General features: G+C 63.2%; 20 protein-coding genes. 15 read left to right on the plus strand and 5 right to left on the minus strand.

What is annotated here, in order from left to right; genetic code table 11:
• Window positions 1-45 precede the first annotated feature (45 nt).
• Window positions 46-1,974, minus strand: a complete 1,929-nt coding sequence (locus SIN04_RS13330) for a potassium transporter Kup (protein ID WP_134489922.1) — start codon at window positions 1,972-1,974, stop codon at window positions 46-48.
• Between the two features lie 237 nt (window positions 1,975-2,211).
• Here SIN04_RS13330 and hrpB point away from each other — a divergent pair, with 237 nt between their 5' ends.
• Window positions 2,212-4,698: an ATP-dependent helicase HrpB gene (gene hrpB, locus SIN04_RS13335; protein WP_134492507.1), complete on the plus strand. Its 2,487-nt coding sequence runs from the start codon at window positions 2,212-2,214 to the stop codon at window positions 4,696-4,698.
• Between the two features lie 117 nt (window positions 4,699-4,815).
• On the opposite strand, the gene SIN04_RS13340 is transcribed toward hrpB, so the two are convergent.
• The gene (locus SIN04_RS13340; protein WP_134489924.1) at window positions 4,816-6,123 is read right to left on the minus strand and encodes a UDP-glucose dehydrogenase family protein; all 1,308 of its coding nucleotides are present in this window, start codon (window positions 6,121-6,123) and stop codon (window positions 4,816-4,818) included.
• A 290-nt stretch (window positions 6,124-6,413) separates the two neighbouring features.
• On the opposite strand from SIN04_RS13340, the gene SIN04_RS13345 reads away from it, so the two are divergent.
• The 8 genes from SIN04_RS13345 to SIN04_RS13380 all read left to right on the plus strand — a co-directional run bounded on the left by SIN04_RS13345 (window position 6,414) and on the right by SIN04_RS13380 (window position 16,229).
• Complete coding sequence (locus SIN04_RS13345; RefSeq protein WP_341263966.1) at window positions 6,414-7,838, plus strand: FAD-dependent oxidoreductase; 1,425 nt, start codon at window positions 6,414-6,416, stop codon at window positions 7,836-7,838.
• A 9-nt stretch (window positions 7,839-7,847) separates the two neighbouring features.
• Complete coding sequence (locus tag SIN04_RS13350) at window positions 7,848-9,518, plus strand: HAMP domain-containing sensor histidine kinase (RefSeq protein WP_341263967.1); 1,671 nt, start codon at window positions 7,848-7,850, stop codon at window positions 9,516-9,518.
• A gap of 271 nt (window positions 9,519-9,789) precedes the next feature.
• Complete coding sequence (locus SIN04_RS13355; protein ID WP_341263968.1) at window positions 9,790-11,472, plus strand: FAD-dependent oxidoreductase; 1,683 nt, start codon at window positions 9,790-9,792, stop codon at window positions 11,470-11,472.
• Between the two features lie 6 nt (window positions 11,473-11,478).
• Window positions 11,479-13,191 (plus strand): cation:proton antiporter, encoded by a 1,713-nt coding sequence (locus SIN04_RS13360; RefSeq protein ID WP_341263969.1) that lies wholly within the window; start codon window positions 11,479-11,481, stop codon window positions 13,189-13,191.
• A gap of 42 nt (window positions 13,192-13,233) precedes the next feature.
• Window positions 13,234-13,959: a phosphatase PAP2 family protein gene (locus tag SIN04_RS13365; RefSeq protein WP_341263970.1), complete on the plus strand. Its 726-nt coding sequence runs from the start codon at window positions 13,234-13,236 to the stop codon at window positions 13,957-13,959.
• Window positions 13,960-14,009: 50 nt separating this feature from the next.
• Window positions 14,010-14,927: a diacylglycerol/lipid kinase family protein gene (locus SIN04_RS13370; protein WP_134489934.1), complete on the plus strand. Its 918-nt coding sequence runs from the start codon at window positions 14,010-14,012 to the stop codon at window positions 14,925-14,927.
• Window positions 14,928-14,961: 34 nt separating this feature from the next.
• On the plus strand, window positions 14,962-15,816 hold the full coding sequence (locus SIN04_RS13375) for a metallophosphoesterase family protein (protein ID WP_134489936.1): 855 nt from the start codon (window positions 14,962-14,964) through the stop codon (window positions 15,814-15,816).
• A gap of 197 nt (window positions 15,817-16,013) precedes the next feature.
• Window positions 16,014-16,229: a CsbD family protein gene (locus tag SIN04_RS13380; protein ID WP_341263971.1), complete on the plus strand. Its 216-nt coding sequence runs from the start codon at window positions 16,014-16,016 to the stop codon at window positions 16,227-16,229.
• A gap of 65 nt (window positions 16,230-16,294) precedes the next feature.
• Here SIN04_RS13380 and SIN04_RS13385 read toward each other — a convergent pair whose 3' ends face one another.
• Window positions 16,295-16,537 carry a hypothetical protein gene (locus SIN04_RS13385; protein WP_134489940.1) on the minus strand — a complete coding sequence of 81 codons (243 nt, stop codon included), beginning with the start codon at window positions 16,535-16,537 and terminating at the stop codon, window positions 16,295-16,297.
• 203 nt (window positions 16,538-16,740) lie between these two features.
• Here SIN04_RS13385 and SIN04_RS13390 point away from each other — a divergent pair, with 203 nt between their 5' ends.
• From SIN04_RS13390 to SIN04_RS13400, 3 genes are all read left to right on the plus strand, one after another.
• The gene (locus tag SIN04_RS13390; protein WP_134489942.1) at window positions 16,741-17,151 is read left to right on the plus strand and encodes a DUF4399 domain-containing protein; all 411 of its coding nucleotides are present in this window, start codon (window positions 16,741-16,743) and stop codon (window positions 17,149-17,151) included.
• Between the two features lie 156 nt (window positions 17,152-17,307).
• Entirely contained in the window at window positions 17,308-18,459 is a 1,152-nt protein-coding gene (locus SIN04_RS13395; RefSeq protein WP_134489944.1) for an FIST N-terminal domain-containing protein, read from the plus strand.
• Entirely contained in the window at window positions 18,446-19,867 is a 1,422-nt protein-coding gene (locus tag SIN04_RS13400) for an ATP-binding response regulator (protein WP_134489945.1), read from the plus strand. The genes SIN04_RS13395 and SIN04_RS13400 overlap by 14 nt, the downstream gene beginning before the upstream one ends.
• Here SIN04_RS13400 and SIN04_RS13405 read toward each other — a convergent pair.
• On the minus strand, window positions 19,855-20,505 hold the full coding sequence (locus SIN04_RS13405; protein WP_134489946.1) for a LuxR C-terminal-related transcriptional regulator: 651 nt from the start codon (window positions 20,503-20,505) through the stop codon (window positions 19,855-19,857). The two genes, SIN04_RS13400 and SIN04_RS13405, sit on opposite strands and share 13 nt — an antisense overlap.
• A gap of 210 nt (window positions 20,506-20,715) precedes the next feature.
• Between SIN04_RS13405 and SIN04_RS13410 the strand changes: the two genes are divergently transcribed.
• From SIN04_RS13410 to adh, 3 genes are read left to right on the plus strand one after another with little or no spacing between them, the layout of a single operon-like run.
• Entirely contained in the window at window positions 20,716-22,461 is a 1,746-nt protein-coding gene (locus SIN04_RS13410) for a PQQ-dependent dehydrogenase, methanol/ethanol family (RefSeq protein WP_244605806.1), read from the plus strand.
• Window positions 22,462-22,467: 6 nt separating this feature from the next.
• Window positions 22,468-23,727 carry a c-type cytochrome gene (locus SIN04_RS13415; RefSeq protein ID WP_134489948.1) on the plus strand — a complete coding sequence of 420 codons (1,260 nt, stop codon included), beginning with the start codon at window positions 22,468-22,470 and terminating at the stop codon, window positions 23,725-23,727.
• Between the two features lie 36 nt (window positions 23,728-23,763).
• The gene (gene adh, locus SIN04_RS13420) at window positions 23,764-25,284 is read left to right on the plus strand and encodes an aldehyde dehydrogenase (protein WP_134489950.1); all 1,521 of its coding nucleotides are present in this window, start codon (window positions 23,764-23,766) and stop codon (window positions 25,282-25,284) included.
• 146 nt (window positions 25,285-25,430) lie between these two features.
• Here adh and SIN04_RS13425 read toward each other — a convergent pair whose 3' ends face one another.
• Entirely contained in the window at window positions 25,431-26,084 is a 654-nt protein-coding gene (locus SIN04_RS13425) for a pyridoxamine 5'-phosphate oxidase family protein (protein ID WP_134489952.1), read from the minus strand.
• Between the last annotated feature and the right edge of the window lie 219 nt (window positions 26,085-26,303).

Here is a 26,303-nt window from a genome sequence, read left to right on the forward strand (position 1 = left end):
AGCATTTTAGCGATCGCAGCGGCCAAAGAGGCCGGCGGCGCTTGGTCAGATGGTCAACTGTTCGCCGAGCTCGACCACGCGATCGGAGGGGATTGAGAAATAATCCGTCGGATTGGCCGATTGTCGAAATAGCGCAATGAAAAGCCGGTCCTGCCAGACCGGCATGCCGGAATTCTGCGCCGGCTTGATCTTGCGTCGCCCAACGAAAAACGACGTCGTCATAATGTCGAATTTGAGCCCCGCCTTGCGCAGGCTGGCGAGCGCCGCTGGAATGCGCGGGCTCTCCATATAGCCGTAATTCAGAACGATGCTGGTGAAATCATCGGACAATTTGGTGATTTCAAAGCGCCTCGCTTGCGGCACGCGGGGCGTGTCCCCCGTCTTCACCGACATGAGCAGCACGCGTTCGTGCATCACCTTGTTATGTTTCAGATTGTGCATGAAGGCTGAAGGCGCGACCTCGGGCGAGGTGGTGAGAAAAACCGCCGTGCCTGCGACCCGGATCGGCTTTGATTTCTCGAGCATGCGAATGAGATCTTGCATCGAGATCGAATCGCGCCGCGTCTTGCGGGCGAGAAGATCAGCGCCGCGCACCCATGTCCACATGACGACCATGGCGAAGCCGCCGAGCAGCAGGGGCACCCAGCCGCCATCGACGATTTTCAGCAGATTGGCTGCGAGGAAGGCGAGATCGATGGCGAGGAACCCCGATATGAACAAAGCCGCGAGCCAAAGCGGCCAATGCCAGAGCTTCCAGACGACGACGAAGGCGAGCGACGTCGTCACCACCATCGTGCCAGTCACCGCGATGCCATAGGCCGAGGCGAGCGAACTCGAACTCTTGAACATCAGCACGAGCATCAGCACGCCGACAAGGAGAAGGCGATTGATCCTTGGAATATAGATCTGGCCTTCCTGCGTCTCCGACGTGTGCAAAATCAGCATGCGCGGCAACAGCCCGAGCTGGATCGCCTGCCGGGCGAGGGAGAAGGCGCCCGTGATCACCGCCTGGCTCGCGATGATCGTCGCGACGGTCGAAAGGATGACGAGGGGCAGCAGCGCCCAGGGCGGCGCCATCAGGAAGAATGGATTTTCGACGGCGGCGGGCGTCGCCAGAACGAGCGCGCCCTGCCCCAGATAATTCAAGGTCAGCGCGGGCAGCACGAAAAACAGCCACGCGCCCTGGATCGGGCGCCGGCCGAAATGGCCCATATCCGCATAAAGCGCCTCGGCCCCTGTGACGGCGAGGAAGACCGAGCCGAGCACGACGAACCCGATGAGGCCATGCCCGAACAGAAAACGCAGGCCATAGATCGGATCAAAGGCGAGGAGGATGCGCGGCGAATCATGAATATGCATCGCCCCGAGAACGCCTAACGTCAGAAAGAAAACCGCCATGATGGGACCAAAGAAAGCCGCGACGCGGGCGGTGCCGTGACTTTGGACCCAGAAGAGAGAGATGAGGATGACGATGGTCGCCGGCAGGATATAGGGCGTGAAAATCGGCGTCACGAGCTCGAGCCCTTCGAGCGCGGAGAGAACCGAAATGGCCGGCGTAATGATTGCGTCGCCGGAAAAAAGCGCCGCGCCCGCGACGCCCAGAAAGAATACCGCGGCGGCGCGATGGCCGAGAGCCGACTGGGCCAGCGCCATCAGCGACAAAGTGCCGCCTTCGCCTTTGTTGTCGGCGCGCATGAGAAAAAGCACATATTTGGCGGTGACCGTGAAGAACAGCGCCCAGAGCAGCAAGGAGACGGTGCCAAGCACGCCGCCATCGGTGACGCCGGTCGTCTTCATATGGTGCAACGACTCGCGCAAGGCGTAAAGCGGGCTGGTTCCGATGTCGCCGAAAACGACGCCGAGAGATCCGAGCGCCAAAGCGCCGACGGCGCTTTTGTGCGGCGCAGGATCGCAGGCGGCTATGGGCTCCCCGGTCACCGGCGAACTTGTTCCGTGCGCAATTTGCTGCGCCATTCTGTTGTCCTTCGCGAGGCGGCAGCGGCCTCCCATAGGGGGATCGGCCGCTCCTGATCATGCTTAAAATAGCTTTAATCAAAACCCGTTGATAGCGGGGAACGGCGCAATTTCCCGCCGCCGTGTCAACCCAGCCACACAGCCTAGCTCGCGGAGCTTGCGCCGCGCATGCTCCAATGCTGCGCCGCGATGGCGACGCTCTTGTCCGCCGCGCGCCAAACTGCGATCAGAACAGCCATGCCAAGCCCCGACGCGCTTCCCATCGACATCGTTCTTGACGAGCTTCGCGCCCATCTCGCCGCCCGGCCGAAGGCGGTCCTCGTCGCGCCGCCCGGCGCTGGCAAGACGACGCGGGTTCCGCTCGTTCTTCTCAACGAGCCCTGGCTCCGCGCCCAAAAGATCATCATGCTGGAGCCGCGCCGCATCGCCGCGCGGGCCGCCGCCGAACGCATGGCTTCGACGCTTGGCGAGCGCGTCGGCGAGACCATCGGGCTCAGGGTGCGCTCGCAAACGCAAGTTTCGAGCAGAACACGCATTGAAATCGTCACCGAAGGCGTTTTCGCGCGGATGATTCTCGGCGATCCGGCGCTTGCCGACGTCGGGCTCGTCATTTTCGACGAATTCCACGAGCGCTCCCTCGACGCCGACCTTTCGCTTGCGCTTTGCCTCGACGCCGCATCCGCGCTGCGCGAGGATTTGCGCATTCTCGTCATGTCGGCGACGCTCGATGGCGCACGCGTGGCCGCGCTTCTCGACGACGCTCCGGTCATCCTCAGCGAAGGGCGCGCCTTTCCGATCGTCACCAGATATATCGGCCGAAAGCCCGGTGAGCGTATCGAGGCGGCGGTCGCCGCCGCGGCGCTGCGGGCGCTTTCGGAGGAAAGCGGCTCGATTCTGGCGTTTCTTCCAGGCCAGGGAGAGATCAATCGCGCCGCCGCGATGATCACTGAGCGGCTGTCTGATCCCTCGATCGAGATTGCGCCGCTTTATTCGGCGATTGACCGCGCCGCGCAGGAGCGCGCCATCGCTCCAGTCAGGCAGCCGGCGCGAAAGATCGTGCTCGCGACCTCGATCGCCGAAACCTCGCTAACCATCGAGGGCGTCAGGATCGTGATTGACTGCGGCCTGACGCGCGCGCCTCGTTTTGAACCCGATCGCGGCTTGACCTCTCTCGAAACCGTGCGCGTATCGCGCGCCGCGGCAGACCAGCGCCGGGGCCGCGCCGGCCGCACGGAGCCCGGCGTCTGCTATCGTTTGTGGGAGGAGGCGGCGACCGGCGCGCTCGAGCCTTTCGCGCCGCCCGAGATCATGGCGGCTGATCTCTCCGGCCTTGTGCTCGATCTCGCCTCATGGGGCGTGCGCGATCCCTTGAGCCTGCGCTGGCTCGATCCGCCGCCGCTTCCCGCGTTGAAAGAAGCACGGGCGCTGCTATGCGAGATCGGCGCGATCCATCAGGACGGAGCCCTGACCGAGGCGGGCAAGGCGATCGCGGGTCTCGCCCTGCCGCCGCGACTGGCCGCAATGGTCGTCGAGGCGGCGCGGCAGAAAAACGCTCTCGCCGGCGCCGAGATCGCGACGCTTCTCGTCGAACGCGGGCTCGGGGGCGATTCGCCCGATCTCGCGGTCAGGCTCGACCGCTTCCGGCGCGAACATTCGAGACGCGCGGAGGATGCGCGGCGGCTTGCGCAGAATTTTGCGCGCGAGGCCGGCGGCAGGAAGTCCTCGAACGCGGAGCCGGTCGACTGCGGAAAATGGCTCGCCTTCGCCTTTCCCGACCGGATCGCAAAGGCCCGCGGCGCTCCCGGCGAATTTTTGATGGCGAATGGCCGCGCCGCGATGATGGAGCCGCATGAGGCCCTGGCGCGCGAAACCTTTCTTGCGATCGGCGAAATCGCGGGGCGGGCGGGCGCCGCCCGCATCAATGTCGCGGCGGCCCTGAGCGAGGCGGATGTCGAGGCTGTCGCCGGAGACAGGATCAAAACGCAGGAAGAGGTCAGTTTCGACCGCGAGCGCAAGGCTCTGCGCGCCCGCCGGCGGCGCAGGCTCGGCGCCCTCATTCTTGCCGAGCAAAATCTGCCGGTCCCGCCCGGCGAGGCGTCCGCGCGCATTCTCGCGGAAGGCATCGCCAATCTCGCGCCGGACGGCGCCGGCGTCGAGCAGCTTCCCTTCACAAAAGCGCTTGCGCAATGGCGCGACCGCATCGCCTTCCTGCGCCGCGCCGAGCCGGATGATGATTGGCCGGACCTCTCCAATTCGGCGTTGGCGGAGAGCGCCGGGGAATGGCTCGCGCCCTTCATCGAGGGGCGCGTCAGCCTCGCCTCGATCACGGCCGATGATCTCGAAAAAGCGTTGAAGGCGCTGCTGGCCTGGAACATGCAGCGGCGCCTTGAGGAGGAAGCCCCGGCCCATTTTGAAACGCCGGCCGGATCGCGAATCGCCCTCGATTATGCGAGGGAGGGCGGCCCAACCCTCGCCGTCCGCGTGCAGGAGCTTTATGGCCTCGCGAGCCATCCGGCCCTCGCGAGGGGCAAGGTCGCGCTAACTCTCGAATTGCTGTCGCCCGCCGCGCGGCCGATCCAGATCACCAAAGATCTGCCGACGTTCTGGCGCGGCTCCTGGGCGGCGGTGAAAGCCGAGATGAAAGGACGCTATCCCCGCCATCTCTGGCCGGACGATCCCGCCAGCGCCACGGCGACGACCAGGGCGAAGCCGCGCGGCAGCTGAGTTTTTCGCGGCTTCCGGAATTCAGAAGCGCCATCGGATCGATCAGAAATCGCTCTAGCTTCAAAAGCTTGAGCATATTTTTGTCGGTCAGATCGAGCCAATCTGATTGAAATAGGCTTAGCCCCCCCGGCCGACGCCCGAATAGGTGAACTCCTTGCGCGCCATTTCGCCTGGATCATAGATATTGCGCAGATCGATCATGATGGGCGCGCTCAGCAGCGATTTGACGCGTTCGAGATCGAGGGCCCGGAACTCATCCCACTCCGTGATGATCACGAGAGCGTCGGCCTTTTCGCAGCAGCTGTAGGGATCATAGAAAAACGTCAGGTCCTCAAGGATGAGGCGAGCCTGATCCATCCCCTCGGGATCGAAGACATTGACGCGCGCGCCGCCATCCTGCAGCGCCGTAATGATTGAAATCGCGGGCGAATCGCGCATATCGTCGGTGTTCGGCTTGAATGTCAGGCCAAGCACGGCGATGGTTTTGCCGCGCACGGATCCGCCGAGGGCGGCGAACACTTTCCTCGCCATGGCGCGTTTGCGCTGATCGTTGACGGCCGCTACGATTTCGACAATTCGCACGGGCGAGCCGAAGTCCTGCGCCGTCTTGATAAGCGCCTGGGTGTCTTTCGGAAAGCAGGAGCCGCCGTAGCCGGGGCCGGCATGAAGGAATTTCGCGCCGATGCGGTTGTCGAGGCCGATGCCGCGCGCGACGTCCTGCACATTGGCGCCGACGCGCTCGCAGAGATCGGCGATTTCATTAATAAAGGTAATTTTCGTCGCAAGAAACGCATTGGCGGCGTATTTGGTGAGTTCGGAGGTGCGGCGGCTGGTGAAGAGGAAGGGAGCGCGGTTGAGATAGAGGGGGCGATAGACCTCCTGCATGACCTGCTGGGCGCGTTCGTCCTCGACGCCTATCACAATGCGGTCGGGTCGTTTGAAATCGTCGATCGCCGCGCCCTCGCGCAGGAACTCAGGGTTCGAGACGACGGCGAATTCGGCGTCGGGGCGGGCCTCGCGAATGATGCGTTCGACCTCGTCGCCGGTGCCGACCGGCACTGTCGACTTGGTGACGACAACCGTGAAGCCTTTGAGACCCGCGGCGATGTCGCGCGCGGCCTGATAAACATAGCTCAGATCGGCATGGCCGTCGCCGCGACGCGACGGCGTGCCAACGGCGATGAAAACGGCTTCGGCTTCGCCGACCGCCTGAACGAGATCGGTTGAGAAGGAAAGCCGCTTATGGCGAACATTGTTTCCGACAAGCTCCGCCAGCCCCGGCTCGTAAATCGGCATCTTGCCGGCTTTCAGAGAATCGACCTTGCGAACATCGGAATCGATGCAAATGACGTTGTGTCCGAAGTCGGCGAGGCATGCCCCAGAAACGAGTCCCACATAGCCTGATCCGACCATTGCAATATGCATATCCCGCTCCAAAAATGGATCGTCGATGAACCGCTGTTCAAAAGCGATAGCACGACTAGAAGACGTCTTGAAGCAACCATAGGTTTGATTGCGACCGTAGCCAAATTGTCATTTTATCTTTCGATTGTGACCCGATTTCTTCGACGGCCGCCACTTTGATCTCAAAGTCGCCACGCCGTGCCTGCGAAATAGCCAAACCATGCGCGTCATCATCAAGCAGATCACCATGCGAATGAGCGAAGACATCTCGTCTAGGACGAAAATGCGGGCGCGAACAGGGGCGCATCATAATGAATGGTAACGAGGCCTTGCGCCCTGACCTTTGTATTCTGGGCGCGAGCGCCGCCGGCCTCGCCCTCGCCGCCGCCGCCGCCGCTCAAGGCCTTTCCGTCGTGATTGTTGGCAAGCCGATGGCGGCGGACCATCTCGCCGACATCGCCCCAGGCCAGGCTTTGCGGGCTTGCGGGGACCTCGCCGCGACGATCGGTCGCGCCGCGCATTCCACAGTCCCGGCCCGTCCGGCGTTTCAATTTTCGCGTGTGGGAGCGCACATCGCTCAGGTCAAAAAAGCGCTAGAGCCCCAGTATGCGCAGGCCCGGCTCGAAGCCATGAATGTGAGCGTGCTCAAAGCTCCGGGACGATTCGTTCGGCCAGACGCCGTCGAGGCGGGAGGCCGGATCGTCAAAGCGCGTCGCTTCGTCATCGCCGCCCCGGCGCAGATGCGGGCGCCCGCCATCCCAGGGCTCGATCTGATCCGGCCGGTAACGGCCACGGATCTTGCGCAGCTCGAAGCGCCGCCCGAGCGGCTGATCGTTCTTGGAGGCGATTCCCAGGGGCTCGCCGTCGCCCAGGGAGCGCGCCGCCTCGGCGCCGAGGTCGCAGTGGTTGCGCAAACCCGGATTTTGCCCGGCGAGGACGCGGAGATCGTCGCCCCCTTGCGCACGCAATTGATGCGCGAAGGAGTGGTTCTGCGCGAAGCATCGAAAATTCTGCGCATCGAGCCCGACGGCGCAAGGCTCCGCGTTTTCGTCACGCCGCTGGCCACGGACGAGACGGAGGGCGAGATCGAAACCCTCGAGGGGTCGCATCTGCTTCTCGCCCTCGGCGCCTCCGCCGCGCTCGAGGGTCTCGGCCTCGCGGCGGCGGGCGTGCGATTTGACGCGGGCGGCGTCGAGGTCGACGCCAATCTGCGCAGCAGCAACCGCCGCGTCTACGCGATCGGCGCGGCGACCGGCGACGCCGAATGCGAAGCCCGTCAGATCCTTCGACATATCCTTGCCTTTCCGTCCTGGTTTCCTGCCGGGCGGCGGCGGACGCCGCGCGTGCGCGCGGCATGGACCGACCCGCAGGTCGCTTCCACAGGGCTGTCGGAAGCCGAGGCGCGTCGGCGGGCGCGTCGCATCCGCGTGCTGCGGTGGCCCTATGCGGCAACCGACAGAGCCCAGATCGAGGGCGCGACGGGCGGCCATGTGAAACTCGTCACATCGGCCGCCGGCCGCATTCTTGGCGCGGCGATCGTCGGACCGGGGGCCGGGGAGTTGATCAACCTTTATACGCTCTCCATATGCAAGGGGATGTATGCCTCCGATCTAGCCTCGATCCCGCTGCCCTATCCGTCCTTCTCCGAAACGGCGCGGGCGGCCGCGCTCGCTTTCGAAGCCCGCCGGCCTCCAGCGGCGTGGCGGTTTCTGCGCCTCTTGCGCCGATCGACATAGGCGATTTTGATGAGCGACTTCGCAATGCCTCCCAACGCCAAACCGGACTCGCTCGGAGCCCCGCAGAGCGAGAGAGCGGATGCGGCGCGCCCCGGCGTCGCCAAAAAGGCGCGCCGTCATTTCAGCTTCGGGCTGTCGACGCGCGTACTGGTGCTGAACACAGCTTTTGTCATGATCGCCGCGACGATGGTCTATCTGCCGGGGCTTACCATCTATCGTGAGAACTGGCTGCGTAATCGCCTCAGCGCCGCCTATACCGCCGCTCTCGTGCTGGAAGCGGCGCCGAGCGCGATGGCGCCGCCGGCGCTGTCACGCCAGCTGCTGGACAGCGTCGGCGCGCGGGTGATCGTGCTCGACATGCATGGAACGAAGCGGATCCTCGCCGCGTCGGACCTGCCGCCCGCCGTCGACGCCGTTTATGATCTGCGCAATCCGTCGTTCGGCGATTCCTTCATGCACGCGATCGAGACGATGCTGGCCCCGAAGGGACGCGTCATCACCATTCTTGGCGAGGCTCCGATGGGCGGCGAGGCTGTCGCCATCACTATGGACGAACAGCCCCTGAAACGCGGCATAGCCGCCTATTCGCGGCGGCTTCTGGCGATGACCCTCGTCATGTCCGCGATCGTCGCCAGCCTCGCCACTATTGCGGTCAACGTCATGGTGCTGCGCCCGATGCGGCGCCTCACCACCAATCTCACGCAATTCGGGGCGGATCCCGAGAATGCGGCCCGCATCATCGTGCCATCCGGCCGGCAGCATGAAATCGGACAGGCCGAGGCGGCTCTCGCCGTGATGCAGGAATCGCTCGTGCGCGAGCTCAATCATAAGAAACATCTCGCCGCCCTCGGCCTTGCCGTCGCCAAGATCAATCATGACATGCGCAATATGCTGTCGTCCGCCCAATTGCTGTCGGACCGTCTGGCCAATGTCACCGATCCCCTCGCTCAAAGAATTGCGCCAAAACTGGTCGCGACGCTCGACCGCGCCATCCGCTTCTGTCAGGCGACGATGACCTATGGCCGCGCCGTCGATGAGCCGCCGAAGTTGCGCCGCTTCTCCCTGCGTCCGCTCGTCGACGAGGCTGTCGAAAGCGTCACGCCGCAAGCCGGCTGCCATATCGAGATCGTTAACGCGGTGCCCGAGGATGTCGAGATAGACGCCGACGCCGAGCAGATGTTCCGGGTGCTCGTCAATCTCATCCGCAACGGAGCGGAAGCGCTGCAGGGCGCAGGTCCTTCCCCCGGGTGGCCGGCGCGCGTGCGCATTTTGGCGCATGAAGAAGCCTGCGCTCCCGACGCCGACGGCGACGCGCGGCTGAGCGAAACGCAAAAGGACAGGTTCGCAAGCGTCAGTCAGAATCGCACGCAAATAGTGATCGAGGTGGCCGATACCGGCCCCGGCGTTCCCCTCGCCGCGCGCGCAAAGCTCTTTTCCGCGTTCAGCTCGGGACGCGCCGGCGGAACCGGGCTTGGCCTCGTCATCGCATCCGATCTCGTTCGCGCGCATGGCGGCTCGCTGACGCTGGCGTCGACGAGCGCGGTGGGCGCAAACGCCGCCGAAGAATATCCGGGCGCTCGTTTCCTCATCACCCTGCCTGACGCGGCGGCGGGAGCCGAGGGCGATGTCGCGCCCGAAGCCGCGAAAGGCTCATCGGCTTTCGAGCGCTGGGCCTCTTGAAGCGATGATCGACGGCCGGCGTCAAAGCCGCGGGCTCTTGTCCGCGGCCGCTGATGCTTTAAGTTTACGGGCGCAAAAGGAGGAACCGGCGTAAGCGGAATGATTTGGGGCGCCGAAAAGTGGGCGCCGGTTTTCGGACGCCATCGTCTCTAACTTATTGATAAAAGACGGATTCGAGACTTTGAACGGAATCGCGTTGTGATTGCGTCCAAAGTCATCCGGCGCACAGAGCCGCCGCCAGCGGCCTTCGCCTTGCACCAGGAGAGCGCGTTTGAATCTCGAACCTGCGAACGCCGCGTCCGAAACCCGGCTCACGGTCGATCCGGCCGATCCTTACGAGCGCGAAGCTCAGACCTTTCCGCGGCTGACGCCTGAACAAATCGCGCGCGCGGCGACGTTCGGCGCAGAGGAAACTCTGCCCACCGGCGCGGCTTTATACGAACGCGGCGAGCGCGGCGTCGATTTTTTTATCGTCCTTGAAGGCAAAATAGAAATCCTCGACCATAGCGAAGACTGCGCGCCGACCGTCTTCATCGCCTTGACCGAACGCCAGTTCACCGGCGAGCTAAACCTCTTCAACGAGCGTGAGGTTCTTGTCAGCGCCAGGACGGCCGTGGAAAGCCGGCTGATCCGCGTCAAACGCGCAGATTTCCGTCGCCTCGCTTCGGCTGAGACGGACATCGCCGAGATCATGATGCGCGCCTTCATCCTTCGGCGCGTCGGCATGATCCGGCATGGGCGCGCGGCGGTCGTGCTCATTGGCCAAACGCATGACGGCGATAAAATCCGCCTGCAGCGATTTTTGACGCGCAACGGCTATCCGCACCGGGTCCTCGACGTCGACGCGGATGCCGAGGCCGGCGAGTTCCTCGATTGCTTCGAGATCGGCAAGGCTCATATGCCCGTCGTGATCGATGTGCGCCATCAGGTGCTGTACAACCCCTCAAACGCGGCGCTGGCGGATGCGCTCGGCCTCACCGAGACGATCGATCCGCAACGCGTACATGACGTCATCGTGGTCGGCGCCGGCCCCGGCGGCCTCGCCGCCGCCGTCTATGCCGCATCCGAGGGCCTGGACACGCTGGTGATCGAGGGTGAGGCCCCCGGCGGACAGGCCGGAACGAGCTCAAGAATCGAGAATTATCTCGGCTTTCCAACCGGCATTTCGGGTCAGGCGCTGGCCGGCCGCGCTCAGGTTCAGGCGCAGAAATTCGGCGCGAAGCTGGCGATTTCGCGCGAAGTCGCCGGAATCGACTGTGCGAGAAACCCGTTCGTCCTCCGACTCGCCGGCGGCGGCGAGGTCCGCACCGAAACCCTAGTCATCGCCTCCGGCGCGCGCTATCGCAAACTTGACGTTGAGGATTACGACCGCTTCGAGGGGCATGGCGTTCATTACGCCGCGACGGCGATGGAGGCCAAGCTCTGCGAAGGCGAGGAAGTCGTCGTTGTCGGAGGCGGCAACTCTGCCGGTCAGGCCGCGGTTTTCCTCGCGCGCCAGACCGCGCATGTGCACATGATCGTCCGCGCGCGCGACCTTGCGTCGACGATGTCCTATTATCTCATCGAGCGAATCCTTGCCTCGCCCCGCATCACGCTGCGCACGCAGACGGAGATCAGCCGCCTGCAGGGCGGGGACAGATTAAGCGCCATCACCTGGACGCATCGGGAGAGTGGCGAAAGCAAGACCCTGGCGATCGCGAATATGTTTGTGATGATCGGCGCGGCGCCGAACACGGGATGGCTCAATGGTTGCTTGACGCTGGACGGCAAGGGTTTCGTTGCGACCGGAGCCGCCGCCGGCTTGACGGGCTCGCCTTACGCGACGTCACAGCCGGGGATCTTTGCGGTCGGCGACGTTCGGGCCGGTTCGACCAAGCGGGTCGCCTCCGCCGTCGGCGAAGGATCGGTCGTCGTCTCCGATGTTCATCGCTACCTCGAAGCCAAGCGGGGCTGATCGACCATGGATCATATGCACACCATTCTTCAGTCCCTGGCCCCGGTGGTCCTGCTGCTATTGTTCGGCGTCGTCGCAGCCATCGCGTGCCGTGCGGCGAAGCTCAGCCCGATCGTCGGCTATCTCGCGCTCGGGGTGGCGCTGAGGGCGAGCGGGGTCGAGCCCTTGCACACAAGCTCGACCGTGGCGCTTTTGGCGGAGCTCGGCGTCGTCTTTCTTCTGTTCGACATCGGCCTGCATTTTTCTCTGAAGCATATCCGCGAGCAGGCGCGCGACATTTTCGGCTTTGGGCCGGTGCAGGTGCTTCTCGGCGCTTTCGGCCTTGGCCTTCTCGCCATGCTGATCGGCGTCGCGCCGCTGCCGGCGTTTCTGCTCGGCGCGACGCTGGCGCTGTCCTCGACCGCCGTCGTCGCCGCCATGATCGCCGAGCGGCGCCAGCAGAATTGCCCGGTCGGCATGACCGCCACCGCCATTCTGATCTTTCAGGACGTCGCCGCGATCTTTCTGTTGATCATTGTCAACGCCTTGAACGGCGACGGCGGTCCATTGGGGCCTCAGCTCGCCATGGCGGTCGTTAAAGCATCGATCGCCTTCGGCGTCGCCTATGTGCTGGCGCGGCTTGTGGTGCGGCCCCTGTTCGACCTCATCGCCCGCACCGAGAATGAAGAAGTGTTCACCGCGAGCGCGCTGCTCGTCGTGCTCGCCGCAAGCTGGGCGACGGGTTCGATCGGGCTCTCCCTGACGCTTGGCGGCTTTCTTGGCGGCATGATCATCGCCGAGACGCCCTATCGGCCGATCATCCAGTCCGAGACCAAGCCCTTCCGCAATCTGCTGCTGAGCTTTTTCTTTATTTCGGTCGGTCTTTCGCTGGATCTTGCCTCGCTAGGCCAGCATTGGGGCGCCGTCATCGCCGTCACCATCCTTTTCATCGCGGTCAAGATCGCGACCAACGCCGCCTCGAGCCTGATTTTTCGCTGGTCGGCTCCAGGATCCATGCAACTCGGCTTTCTTCTTGCTCAAGGGTCTGAATTTGCTTTCGTGATCCTCAGCCTTCCGGCGATGCGCCTGCTCGTCGGCGATCAGGTCGCCTCGATCGTCATCGCCGCCGTCGCCGTCAGCCTCGCGCTGACGCCCGCGCTCGCAAAATCCGGACGCAAGATCGCCGGTAAAATGCGGGCCCGCCGCAAGACCAAGGACGAGCGCGAGACGCTGGAGCGCGAACTCGCAGCTCCCGTGCTGATCGTCGGCATGGGTCCGGTCGGGCGCACAGTCGCCGACGCCCTGTCCGAATTCGAAATCAATTACGCTTCCATAGAAAAGGATCAAAAGACCTTCGCCGACGCCAACGCCGACGGTTATGCGGTCGTGTTCGGCGACGCCGCCGATCCACGCATCTGGGAGCCTCTCGGCATGCACGATCGCAAGATCGTCGTCATCACGGCGCCCGCGATCGAGGTGTCGCGCGAACTGACGCCCCTTGCGGCGCGAGCCTTTCCCCATATCAGGCGCTTCGCCGCCATCGCCAAGCCGGCCGAGCGCGAGGCTTACGAGATGGCCGGCGTCATTCCCGTCGTCGACGATAGCGTTCCCCCCGGTCTCGACGTCGGCGCGGCGGTGCTGCGCGAACTCGGCATCGACGACGCGGCGATTGAAAATTGGCGCGAGTCGCAGCAATCGCGCACGGCGGACGCGCTCGCCACCGCCGAGGCGGCGGAGTAGCGTGGACAGCGGATTTAACCGCCACGGCTCACGAAAAAACTCATGCCGGCATTGAAAAGAATCGGGACGGCGATCGAACGGACCGGCTTTCAGCCGCTCATCGCCCTCTTCTGCCTCTCGAGCGCGCTCGTCTTCGCCCATCTCGTCGAGGAGGTCGCGGAGGGCGGAACGGCGGCCTCGGACCGCGCGATTCTGCTCGCCTTCCGGACGGCGAAAGACCCTTCGATCCCGATTGGCCCGCCGTGGCTGCTGCAGTCGGCGATCGACATTTCCGCTCTCGGCGGCTTCACCGTTATCTGGTTTCTGACCATCGCCGCCAGCGGCTTTTTGATCCTTGCCAGGCGCTGGCGCGCGCTTTTCATCCTGCTCGCCGCGATCGGCGGCGCCTCCTTGCTCAATACCGCGCTGAAACTCAGCTTTCATCGCGAAAGGCCCGAAATCACCGCGCATCTGGCGCAGAGCTGGAGCGCCAGCTTTCCGAGCGGACATGCGATGATATCGGCGGCGGCCTATATGACCATCGCCGCGATTCTGGCGCAGACGCAGACCTCGAAGGCGGTGCGCATCTATCTTGTCTCCCTTGCCGTGCTCGTGACGATGCTGATCGGCCTCAGCCGGATCTATCTCGGCGTCCATTGGCCTTCCGACGTCGCCGCCGGGTGGAGCGCCGGGGCCGCCTGGGCGCTCTGCTTCTGGATCATCACGCGAAAGGCGGCGCCGGAAACGAAGGACGCCGAGGCGGCGCTTCAGAAGGACGCTGGCGGCTGACCTCCGCCGCGCGATAGGGAACGCAAGCTGCGACAATGCATTCTGACGCCATGAACGCTGAGACGCTGCCAAACCTCGACGCCGGGCCGTTCGCCTCGCCACGCTTCAGGCGCATCGCCGTAGTCGTGAACACCGCCGGGGGCGGCGTCGGACCAGACGCCGCTGCTGAGATGGAAGCGATCCTCGCGCACTCGGGGGCGGAGATTCATCTCGCGAGCGTCGAGCCAAAAGACATAGACGCCGCCGTTCGCGCCGCCGTCGAGACTCTGCCGGATCTCCTCGTCACGCTGGCGGGAGACGGCACCGCGCGCCTCGCGGCCGAGCTTTGCGGTCCGGACGGCCCGCTGCTCGCCCCCCTTCCCGGCGGCACAATGAACATGCTGCCCCATGCGCTTTACGGCGAACGGGACTGGCGTGAGGCGCTGGCCAGCGCCTTGAGCACGGGACTCGCACGGCCGTATCCGGGCGGAACCGTCGGCGGCCGCCCTTTTTACGTAGCCGCCATCCTCGGCGCTCCCGCGCTCTGGGCGCCGGCGCGCGAGGCTGTGCGATATGGAAATCTGAAGCGCGCTTTTCTCTATGCCCAGCGGGCGCTCGCGCGCGCCTTTACCGGCAGGCTGAGCTTTGAACTGGATCAAGGACCGCGCGTCAAAGCCGAAGCGCTCATGCTTATTTCGCCGCTCATTTCAGAGCTTTGCCCCGATCATTCCGCGCTCGAGGCCATCGCGCTCGATCCACATCATGCGCTCGAGGCCTGCCGCATCGGCGTCAATGCGCTGCTTGGCGATTTTCGAAGCGATCCCGCGGTGAGCGCGCAGTTTTGCCAGAGCGGCCGCGCCTTGTCGCGACGTGCGATCCCCTGTCTGCTCGACGGAGAATTGCATCGACTGGATCGCGAGGTCGAATTCAAATTCTTGCCCCGCGCTTTTCGCGCGCTCGTTCCGGCGCCGGACGCGCGCCCTCATTGAGGCGCGCCCGAACTTGCAACGGCGGGATGCGTCCGTGACCCTGCGCATCATTCACCTCAGCGATCCGCATTTTGGCTGTGAGAACGCGGCCGCGGTAGAGGCCGCCATCGCGAGCGCGAACGCCTATGCGCCGGATCTGACGATTATATCCGGCGACCTTACATCGAATGGCCGATCCCTTCAGTTCAAGGCCGCGAGCCTCTGGCTGAAACGCCTGCCGCAGCCGCAGATCGTGACGCCGGGCAATCATGACGTGCCTTATTGGAACCTCGCGCTGCGCTTTTTCGCCCCCTTCTCACGCTACCGGCGCTTCATCGGCGAGCCGCTGAAGACGACGGCCGATCTGCCGGGCCTCACTGTCAGAAGCCTCAACACCGCGCGCGGCGCGCAGCCAAGGCTCGACTGGTCCAAGGGCGCGATCAATCTCGCCGCGGTCGAGGCCGCGGCGCAAATGCAAACCTCGACGACGACGCTGAAGGTTCTTGTTTGTCATCATCCTCTTCTCGATCCTTTTGCCGGGACGAACACCGCCGCTGTAACCGGCGCGGTTCATCGCGGCGGCGCGGCCGCGCGCGTGCTCGCGGAAGCTGGCGTCGACCTCATTCTCAGCGGCCACGTGCATAATCCCTTTGTCTTTGCGCTGCCTTTCGCGCAAGGGCGCAGCTATGCGATCGGGGCCGGCACTTTGTCGCGCCGAACGAGGGGGCGGGCCGCCGGATTTTCTGTGATTGAGGCCGACGCCGAGACGATCAAGGTCACGGCGATGGAATGGTCCGGCTCGCAATTTCACCCCGCGACGGTCTGGCGCCTGCCGCGGCGCACGGAAGCCGCGCAAGCGGAAGCTCTCCATATAAATGGCGCGGCATTGCCCATCTGTGGCGAGAAATAGCCGCCCATCTTCATAGCACTTCCAAGCATTCGTCCGCATCGTTGGATGTGAAACGCTCTTCCTGCCGCTAGTTTCAAAACGTATTGATCAGGGTCATTTTGTGAATTTCTTACCAGCAGTAAAGTGGAACTCTCGATAGCAAAGCGCGTTTCTCGCACGGCCGATCTGATGGCCGTTTTTCTTCAAGGAGATCAGCAATGAGCGGCACCAAAGACAAGATCGCCGGCCTCGCCAACGAGGCTGCTGGACATGTCAAGCAGGGCGTCGGCAAGGCCATCGGCTCCGAAAAGCTGCAGGCTGAAGGCATCGTGCAGGAGACCAAAGGTCACATTCAGCAGGCGGTGGGCGACGCCAAGGACGCGGTCAAGGCAGGCGCCAATAAAGTCGCCGACGCGGTCAATAAAAAGCTCTGATCGCGCCTATCGTTTCATGCGAAGGGCCGGCCCGCAGGGGCCGGCCCTCATTCTAAGCGCGGCTGTTATTTTGAGAAATTGCCCGGCCCCTCAGGATGGGCGGGATCGGCGCCAAGGCCCATGCGTCCGCGCGTTCCCGAGCAATCATAGGCCGCCCGATCCTGGGACTGCGCGGAATAACCCGGCTGGCAATCATCGCGCGGCGCATCATTTGGCTGGGGCGGCGGCGGAGCATTGGTCTGCGCGAGAGACGGGAAAGGCGCGGCAAGGGCCGCGATCGCCAGAAGCATTACGCTGAGCGTTTTCATGTCCAGTTCCCCGTCAAGGATCCGCTTGCTACTTTGGTTCTGCGCCGTTTCTAGTGCGTTTCCGGCGTCTCGGCCATCGTCAGCTTGCATCGAATGAATTGATTTTCTCCATGCGAGGCGGTTTGATCGCGCCAGTTTCATTTGCTGGAGGCCAGATATTGCGCCAAGCTTGCGTACTGCAACTCACCGTCCAGAGAGCGTCAATGAAACATATCGCATCGATCGGGCTCGCCGCCTGTCTGAGCCTTGGCGTCGGCGCCTCGTTTTTGCACGCCGCAACTCCGCGCGTTTTTTTCATCGAGCCGCAGGATGGCGCCGTCGTCATCAGCCCCTTCAAGGTGAAATTCGGCCTAGAAGGGTTCGCCCTGAAGCCTGCGGGCGATGCGACCCCTGATAGCGGACACCACCATCTGATCATCGACGGCGGCCCCGTGCCCAAAGACGAGATCATCCCGGCGAACGAAAAATCGATCCATTTCGGCAAGGCCCAGACCGAAACGCAACTGACGCTGCCGCCTGGCAAGCACACGCTCACTCTGCAGTTCGGCAATGGCGCCCATTTGTCCTACGGGCCGGCTCTCAGCTCCACGATCACCGTTGATGTGAAGCCATAGCCGGCGCCGATCGAGCGCACTGGCGCTCGGTCTCGACCGCGCCGGAAAAGATCAATTTCGCCCAAAGCCTTCATGCGGTAAAAGCAACGACGGGCCGCCGATTGAGGCTGCGGCCCCCGGCCTTCTACGAAACCGCCGAACGGAAGGGGACGACCAGTGGCTGCGCGCTGCGTCATAAAGCGCGGGTTTTCGACCGCGCCCGATCCGCTGACGGCGGTGCGCGAATTCAGCGAGACGATCGCCCAGCCCGATATCGGCCTTATCGTTTTCTTCTGCTCCATCAGCTTTGACCTCGCTATACTGGAGCCGGAGCTGCGGCGGGCGTTCGAGGGGATTCACGTCATTGGCTGTACGACGTCGGGGGAAATCGCGCCCATCGGCTATGTCGACGGGTCGATCACCGGCTTCAGCATCGCCGCCTCGCACTGCCGCGCCGCCAGCGTCGGAATCGAAAACCTCTCACAATTCCAGATGTCGGACGGCCACGCGGCGACGCAACAGCTTGTCGCGGCGATGAACGAAAAAGGTTTGACCCTCGATCCCAAAGACACCTTCGCGATGCTGCTGATCGACGGCATGTCCGGCAATGAAGAAGTCGTCCTCGCCTCGATTCATCTTCTGATGGAAATGGCGCCGCTGCTCGGCGGCTCGGCGGGAGACAATTTGCGCCTCACCGGAGCTTTCATCTATTTCGACGGGGCCTTCCACCGCGACGCCGCGCTTCTGACAGCGATCAAGATCAACGCGCCCTTTCGCATCGTCAAATGCCAGCATTTCATCGGTTCCAACATGCGCATGGTGGTGACCAGCGCCGATCCGCTGAAGCGCAAGGTCTTTGAGCTGAACGGCGAGCCGGCCGCGCGCGAATATGCGCGGATTCTCGGCCTTCCCGAACTCACGCTGACGCCGGCGATCTTTTCCGAATTTCCTCTGATGGTAAAGGTTGGCGGGGATTTCCACGTGCGCTCCATCCAGGCGGCGCATTTCGACGAAAGCCTGACATTCTTCTGCGCGATCGATGAAGGCGTCGTCCTGCGTCTGGCGCAAAGCGAGGCCGTCCTACAAAACCTCGAGGCCTTCTTTCAGTCCGTGAAGGAGACGCTCGGGCCGCCGGAGCTCATCATCGGCTTCGATTGCATCCACCGAAGCCTGGCGCTCGAAAAGACGCAAACGAAGCATCTCGCCAGCGAGCTTCTCGCCGCCAACAATGTGATCGGGTTTAGCACTTACGGCGAACAATTTTCAGGCATGCACCTCAACCAGACTTTCACCGCCATCGCAATCGGGACGCCCTATGACGCAGATTGACATTGGCCGCGATAACCGGGACGCGCGCCTTTCGCCGGAGAGCGAAGCCGACCGGCTTCGCGCCGAGATCGCCAAGCTGCGCAAGATCAACAATGTGCTGATGGACCGCGTCGAAAACGACATGAGCGCGAAGGGCGCCAATGCTTTCACTCTGTTCCAGGCGGCGATTACGCTCGAAAACAGGGTCGTCGAGCGGACCGCCGAGCTGACGCATCTGACGCATCAGCTGTTTCAGCAGATTTCCGAGCGCTGCGCCGCGGAGAAAGCGCTGCTGCTCGCCAAGGGCGAAGCCGAAAAAGCCAATTTGAGCAAGACGCGTTTTCTCGCCGCGGCGAGTCACGATCTCCACCAGCCCCTGAACGTCGCCCGCCTGTTTCTCGGCATGCTGGCGGAGCATATCGAGACGCCGCATGGGCGCGAACTCGTCGGCGGCGTTGAGGCGGCGCTCGACACCGTCGATGAATTGTTGCGCGCACTGCTTGATATCTCGCGCCTTGACGCCGGCGTCTGGCCCGTCGAGATCACGACTTTCCGGATCCAGCCATTGCTCGACCGGCTGCGGCAGGACTATCAGCCCCAGGCCGAAGCTGTCGGCCTCTGCCTGCGGGTCGCGCCGAGCAGCGCCGTCATTCGCAGCGACCGCCTGCTGTTGGAGCGCGTGCTGCGTAACTTCGTCAGCAACGCGCTCCGCTATACGGCGCAAGGTTCGATCCTGATTGGTTGCCGGCGGCGCGGCGAAGATGTCGCGATCGAAGTGCTTGATACCGGAATCGGCATAGCGAGCACCCACCTCGAACTGATTTTCGAGGAGTTCAAGCAACTCGGCGCTTCCGCGCGCGAGAATGAGCGCGGCCTTGGCCTCGGTCTTGCCATCAGTCAGCGCATCGCGCGCCTGATCGACGCGAAGATAGCGGTTGCGTCTACGCCCGGACGCGGCTCGGCTTTCACGATTTCCGCCAAGGCCGGGGCCGGCCCTACGGCCGCGGAGGATGAAAAGCGCCAGATCGATCCGGCGGCGCTGGCCGGCCGCTGCGTCGTCCTGATCGACAATGACATGCAAGTGCGTAACGCGCTGGGATCGCTGCTGCGGTCATGGCAATGCGTGACGATCACGGCCCGCTCGGCCGCCGACGCGAGCGAAGCTCTGCGCGCGGCGCGAAAAATCCCGCACATCATTATCGCCGACTATCATCTCGACGGCGACGCTCTCGGAACCGACGCGGTCGCGGCCCTTCGCGCCGAATTTGGCGAGGACGCCGGGGCGCTCATCATTTCGAGCGATGTGCGCGAGGAGCTGAAGCGCAGTCTGAAAGAAAAAGGGCTCAGCTTTCTCGCCAAGCCGACGGCTCCGATGAAGCTTCGCGCCATGCTCTCCGCTCTGGCGGCGCGGCGGGATCAGCTGAGGTGATGCGGAAGCAGGGAGCGCTCGCGCTGGAATGCGACGATCGCCTGAGTGCGCGTCGCAACGCCAAGCTTGCGGAAAATCGTCGTGATGTGAACCTTCACGGTGAGATCGCTGATCGATAGCTCCCGCGCGATCTCCTTGTTCGATTTACCCTCCGCGAGCAGGCCCAGCACGGCGAGCTGGCGCGGCGTCAACGGATCGATATCAGCCGATGCGCCGCGCTTTTGCGCGCATTTTTCATCACTGAGGCTTCCCCCCGGCACATAAACGCCGCCATCAAGAACCGTCTTCAGCGCCGCGGCAAGGGCCTCGAGGGATGAGGATTTCGGAATAAAGCCGGCGGCGCCGCAGTTCAGGGCCTGCGCCACGATGCCGTCATCGAAAAGCGCGGAGATGACGACGACAGGGGTTGCGGGCGCAAGATTTCGAATCCCGACAAGCTCCGGCAAGCCGGTCATGCCGGGCATGCAGAGATCGAGCAGGATCAAATCGACCTCTTCATTTTCCAGCACGCCGAATAATTGCGCCCGGTCGGCCGCCTCAAGGCAGATGAGGTCGTCCGGCGGCAGCAGGGAACTCATCACCTCGCAAAGGGCGCGGCGCAAAACCGGATGATCGTCAGCAATCAATATCTTCGACATCGGATTTCGCGCCCTCTCCTGATCTTCGCTTCTTGCCCCGGCCGCGCCGCGCCGGGGTTTGCGACCTATTGAGTATAGCATTGCCGGGCCGCGCTTCATTAAGGTGCCGTCCGATGATCCTTTAACGAGGACATTAATGCCCGCGAAGACGGGTTTGATAACCAATTCTGCCCAGGCAACTCTACAAAACTGTATAACGGGGAGGCGACTTTGAAGAATTTGCGCGATGGGCTGCTCGGAAACATATGGGTCGGCGTCGCGTTGGCGGCGAGCTTGACGGGCGCCGTCGGGATCAGCGAAGCGCAGGCGGAGAACGCGACGCCCAAAGACGCCAAAGCGGCATCCCTAGCAGATGCGAACAGCTGGACGCAATACGGTCACGATCAGCAGAACACCAGATTCAGCCCCCTCAAAGAAATCAACACGCAAAATGTTGGGAAGCTGAAGCTCGCCTACGCATTTTCGCTCGGCTCGCTGCGCTCCAACGAGGCGACCCCGATCGTCGTCGGCGACACCCTCTACGTGTCGAGCTCCTGGGGCCCGAAATATGTTTACGCCCTCGACGCGAAAAGCGGCAAGATCAAATGGAAGTATGAACCGGACATCCCGGACGACGTGCTGCAATACGCATGTTGCGATGTGAACAGCCGCGGCGTCACCTATGCCGACGGCAAGATCTTCGTCGGCACGCTCAATGGCAAGCTGATCGCGCTCGACGCCAGCACGGGCGCCGAAGACTGGATCGCCGACGTCGTCGATTACAAGCAGGGTTCGGTCATTACCTCGCCGCCGCTCGTCGTGCGCAATCTTGTCATCACCGGCTTCGGCGGCGGCGAATATGGCGCGCGGGGCAGCTTGCAGGCCTATGACGTCAACACCGGCAAGGAAGTGTGGAAAACCTACACGGTGTCCGCGACCGACGCCGATGGAACCACAAGCTGGAAGGGCGACAGCTGGCAGCACGGCGGCGGCGTCGGCTGGCTCGTCGGCTCCTATGACCCGAAGACCGATACGGTGTTTTGGGGCACCAGCAATCCGAGCCCATGGGCGACAAAGGTCCGCTCGACAGGCAATGGCGACTACGGCCCGCTGACCAATCTCTACACCGCCAGCACGCTGGCGATCGACCCGGCGACCGGCAAGATCAAATGGCATGTGCAGGGCACGCCGGCCGACGCCTGGGATTATGACGGCGTCAACGAATTGGTGCTCGCCGATCTGAAGACCGCAAGCGGCGCCCTGCCGGCCTATATGAAGGCCGACCGCAACGGCTTCTTCTATGTCGTCAACCGCGAGACGGGCAAGCTTGTGTCGGCCGAAAAATTCGTCCCTGTGAACTGGGCGAGCAAGATCGATCTCGCCACGGCGCGCCCCGTCGAAGATCCCGACAAGCGTCCGGGGCCGGGTCATCCCGCCAAGGACATCTGCCCGCATCTCATCGGCGCGAAGAACTGGCAGCCAATGTCCTATAGCCCCGACACGGGCCTCGTCTATATTCCGTCGAACAACGTCTGCCAGGATATGAGCGAAGGCGAAGTCAATTACCGCAAGGGCGTGTTCTACCTCGGCAAGGAATTTTCCGCTGTTCCCGGTCCTGGCGGCTTTCTTGGCAAGATCCTCGCCTGGGATCCCGTGAAACAGAAGGCGGCTTGGGAAATCAAGGAAGAGCTTCCCTTCAACGGCGGCACGCTCGCGACCGGCGGCGGCCTCGTCTTCTACGGAACGATCACCGGAGACTTCAAAGCGGTTGATGCGAAAACGGGAGCGGAGCTGTGGAAGATCGGCGTCGGGTCCGGCGTCGGCGCCGGGCCGATCAGCTTTTCGATTGACGGCAAGCAGTACATTGCCGTCGTCGCGGGCCGCACCGTTTCGACCGCCGCCTTCTTCGGCGACATCGGCACAAAAATCACCAATGCGACGCCGGAAGGCGGCACTCTTTTTGTGTTCTCGGAGTAAGAGGAAGTGACATCGAAGAAGCGGCGGCAGGCCCCGCTCGCCATCGAACCGCGCAAGGCCGGCGTCCTCCCGGCTCTGGCGGCGGCGCTGTTCATCGCGGCAGGCCCCGCCGCCTCCGCGCTTCCCTCCGACGGCGCCGCCGGAGGGGACGCGCTAACCATCTGCGCGGACCCCGACGATCTGCCGTTCAGCGCTCAAGCCGGCGATGCGAAGGGCATCTATATCGAGCTCGGAGGCGAGATCGCAAACGCTCTCGGCCGCCCGCTCAAAACGGTCTGGTCGCAGACCTATTTCGGCAAGCGCGCCATTCGCGAAACCTTGCTGTCGGGAAAATGCGACGCCTATATCGGTTTGCCGGACTCCAAAAATTTCATGGGGCCAAAGCTCATCTTTTCCAAACCGTTCCTGCGCATTGGCTATGCTCTCGTTTCGCCCAAGGCGCAGGGGGCCTCGTCTCTCACCGACCTCGCGGGCAAGCGCGTCGCGGTGCAATTTGGCACCTCGCCGGAGCTTTTGCTCGCCGATCACGGCGACATCCAGCCGGTGACCGTGCTCGATCCGGAGGCGGCGATGAAAGCGCTGGCGGCCGGCAGGGCGGACGCTGCGATCATCTGGGGTCCGAGCGCCGGCTATCTCAATAAGACGCTTTACCAGGACGCCTATAGCGTTCGCCCGGCAAGCGGCGAGGGGATGCAATGGCCGGTTTCGGTCGGCTTCGCGCGGGCGAGCGGCGATCTCAGAGACAAAATCGACCGGGTTATCGACGAGAAGGCCGAAGCGATCGCCGCGCTCGCCGCGAAATATGGCTTCCCGCAGGCCGAGCCGATCTCCTTGACCGCCGCCGCCAGCGCCGGTGGATCGAAGCCAAGCATCATGCTCGCTTCACAGGAAAAGCCGGCGAGCGAAACCGCGCCGGCCACGGCTCACGAGGCGGCGGCGCCTGCGCCAGGTTCAACCGCCTTGACCGAAACGCCGGCGGCCGCGGCGACACCCGCGAGCGCGGCCGATCCGGCGGCCATTGCCGCGGGCCGTGAAATCTTCAACGGCACCTGCTCGCATTGTCACGGGCCGGACGCCATCGTAGGCCAGCGCCGCATCAATCTGCGTCTGCTCAGCCAGCGTTACAGCGACAAAATGGATGAAGTCTTTCATTACACGGTTACCCATGGACGTCCCGACAAGGGAATGCCAAACTGGACCGGCGTTTTTAGTGAAGACGACTTCAGCAAGATTCTCGCCTATCTGCACAGCGTGCAGCAAAACTGAGCGTAGAGAAGAGTCACTGAGAAGTGGAGGAATGCTATGGTTGAGAAGCTTTTGGCGGATCTTAAGGACGAGATCGCCATTCGTCCGCACTACGATAATTACATCGGCGGCAAATGGGTGCCCCCGGTTAAAGGGCAGACGTTCCAGAACGTCTCGCCGATCGACGGCAATGTGGTCTGCACCATCGCGCGCTCGACGGCAGAGGACGTCGAACTGGCGCTCGACGCCGCCCATGCTGCTAAAGACGCCTGGGGCGCCGCCTCGCCGGCCGAGCGCTCGCTGGTCCTTTTGCGCATCGCGGACCGGATCGAGCAAAAGCTTGACGTGCTGGCGATGGTCGAGACGATCGACAATGGCAAGCCGATCCGCGAGACCAAGGCCGCCGACCTACCGCTCGCCGTCGATCATTTCCGCTATTTCGCCGGCGTCCTGCGCGCCCAGGAGGGCGGCATCAGCGAAATCGACCACGACACCATCGCCTATCATTTCCATGAGCCGCTCGGCGTTGTCGCGCAGATCATCCCGTGGAATTTCCCGCTGCTGATGGCGGTGTGGAAGATCGCTCCGGCACTGGCCGCGGGCAATTGCATCGTGCTGAAGCCCGCCGAGCAGACCCCGATGAGCATCATGGTCATGATGGACATCATCGGCGACCTGCTGCCGCCCGGCGTTCTCAACGTCGTCAACGGCTTCGGCGTCGAATGCGGCAAGCCGCTGGCGCAGAGCCCGCGCATCGCCAAGGTCGCCTTCACCGGCGAGACGACGACGGGCCGCCTCATCATGCAATACGCCTCCGAGAACATCATTCCGGTGACGCTGGAGCTCGGCGGCAAATCGCCGAACATCTTCTTCGCCGACGTCGCCGACGAGGACGATGATTTCTTCGACAAGGCGCTCGAAGGCTTCGCCATGTTCGCGCTGAACCAGGGCGAGGTCTGCACCTGTCCGTCCCGCGCGCTGGTGCAGGAGAGCATCTATGAGCGCTTCATGGAGCGCGCCATCAAGCGGGTGAAGGCGATCAAGCAGGGCAATCCGCTGGATCCCTCGACCATGATCGGCGCGCAGGCCTCGAACGACCAGCTCGAGAAGATCCTATCCTATCTCGACATCGGCCGTCAGGAAGGCGCCAAGGTGCTGACCGGCGGCGGTCGAGCCGACGTCGGGCCGGAGCTCGCCAACGGTTTCTATGTGCAGCCGACGGTCCTCGAAGGCCACAATAAGATGCGCGTGTTCCAGGAGGAAATCTTCGGCCCGGTGCTGTCGGTGACCACCTTCAAGACCGACGCCGAGGCGCTGGAGATCGCCAACGACACGCTTTACGGGCTCGGCTCCGGCGTCTGGACCCGCAACGGCACGCGCGCCTATCGCTTCGGCCGCGCCATCAAAGCCGGACGCGTCTGGACCAACTGCTACCACCTCTACCCGGCGCACGCGGCGTTTGGCGGCTACAAGAAATCCGGCATCGGCCGCGAAAACCACAAGATGATGCTTGATCACTACCAGCAGACCAAGAATATGCTGGTCAGCTACAGCAACAAGCCGCTCGGTTTCTTCTGATCGAGAAGAGTTGAGACGGGCATATCGCTTAGGAAAGCTGCGTCGAGAAGAAGCTCTCGGCGCAGCTTCCTGAACGGCGCCCGAATATTCAGAGCATTTTCGACCTTTCTGGAATCGAAAATGCTCTTTTTTTGTCTTGCTGGTTTCTAGCCCTCGCCCCGCGCGACCATGGCCTCATAATCCGAGATCTCGAGCAGCCCTTCCTCGCGCGCCCTTTGGCTGTCACCGGCGGACAGCGCATCCTGCACCAAAGCGGTTCGTTTCCAGGCCGCAAGCGGCGTCGGCTTCGCGGCCACGGGAACGTATTTCGACTGATCCAGCTTTTTGTATTTGTGGATATAGCGCGGGCAATTCACCCACGCCTTGGCGACCTCGACCCGCACAAGATATTGCGCCTCCGCATAGTCCGCCATCAGCGGACTGTCCCGATCGAGCCTGGCCGTCCCCTGCACACGGACGCGGTGGGGCGTCTCGAAGTCGATGAACAGCAATCCGACCCGGCCCTGGCCAACGACATTTCCCATCGAATAGAACATGCCGTTGCCATCGAAGCCGGGAAAAACCAGCGTATTGCCGTCGATAACCTTGACGAAGCCGGTCGGGCCGCCCTTGTACGAGACTGTCGGATTTCCGTCTGGATCGACCGTTGATAGAAAAAACATGTCGCGCGATTGAATGAAGGCCTTTTCATTTTCGCCGATCCCGTCTTGCACCCATTTCGTATCCAGAAGCTCGGCCATTTTGGTTGTGCCGAACTCCTCCTGAAGCGCGCGGTGCTCCGCTGAGTAGAGAGACGCCATGTTTCCTCCGGGTTGCTGTTTTTGTGCCCCGATAGATTGATTAGCACGCGCCGGAAGGCCTCGATAGACGGTTGCGCGAGCCTCAAAGGCGGATCGAGCGTTCTCGGATCAGGCGCATGGAACGAGGCGCAACGGCGGCCGCGCGCCGCGGCGACATAGATTGCCCTCATCGCGCCGCAAACGAAAACGCCGCCTGCGTCAAAGACGGGGCGGCGTCAT

The sequence above is a fragment of the Methylocella tundrae genome (assembly GCF_038024855.1).
GTDB lineage: Bacteria > Pseudomonadota > Alphaproteobacteria > Rhizobiales > Beijerinckiaceae > Methylocapsa > Methylocapsa tundrae.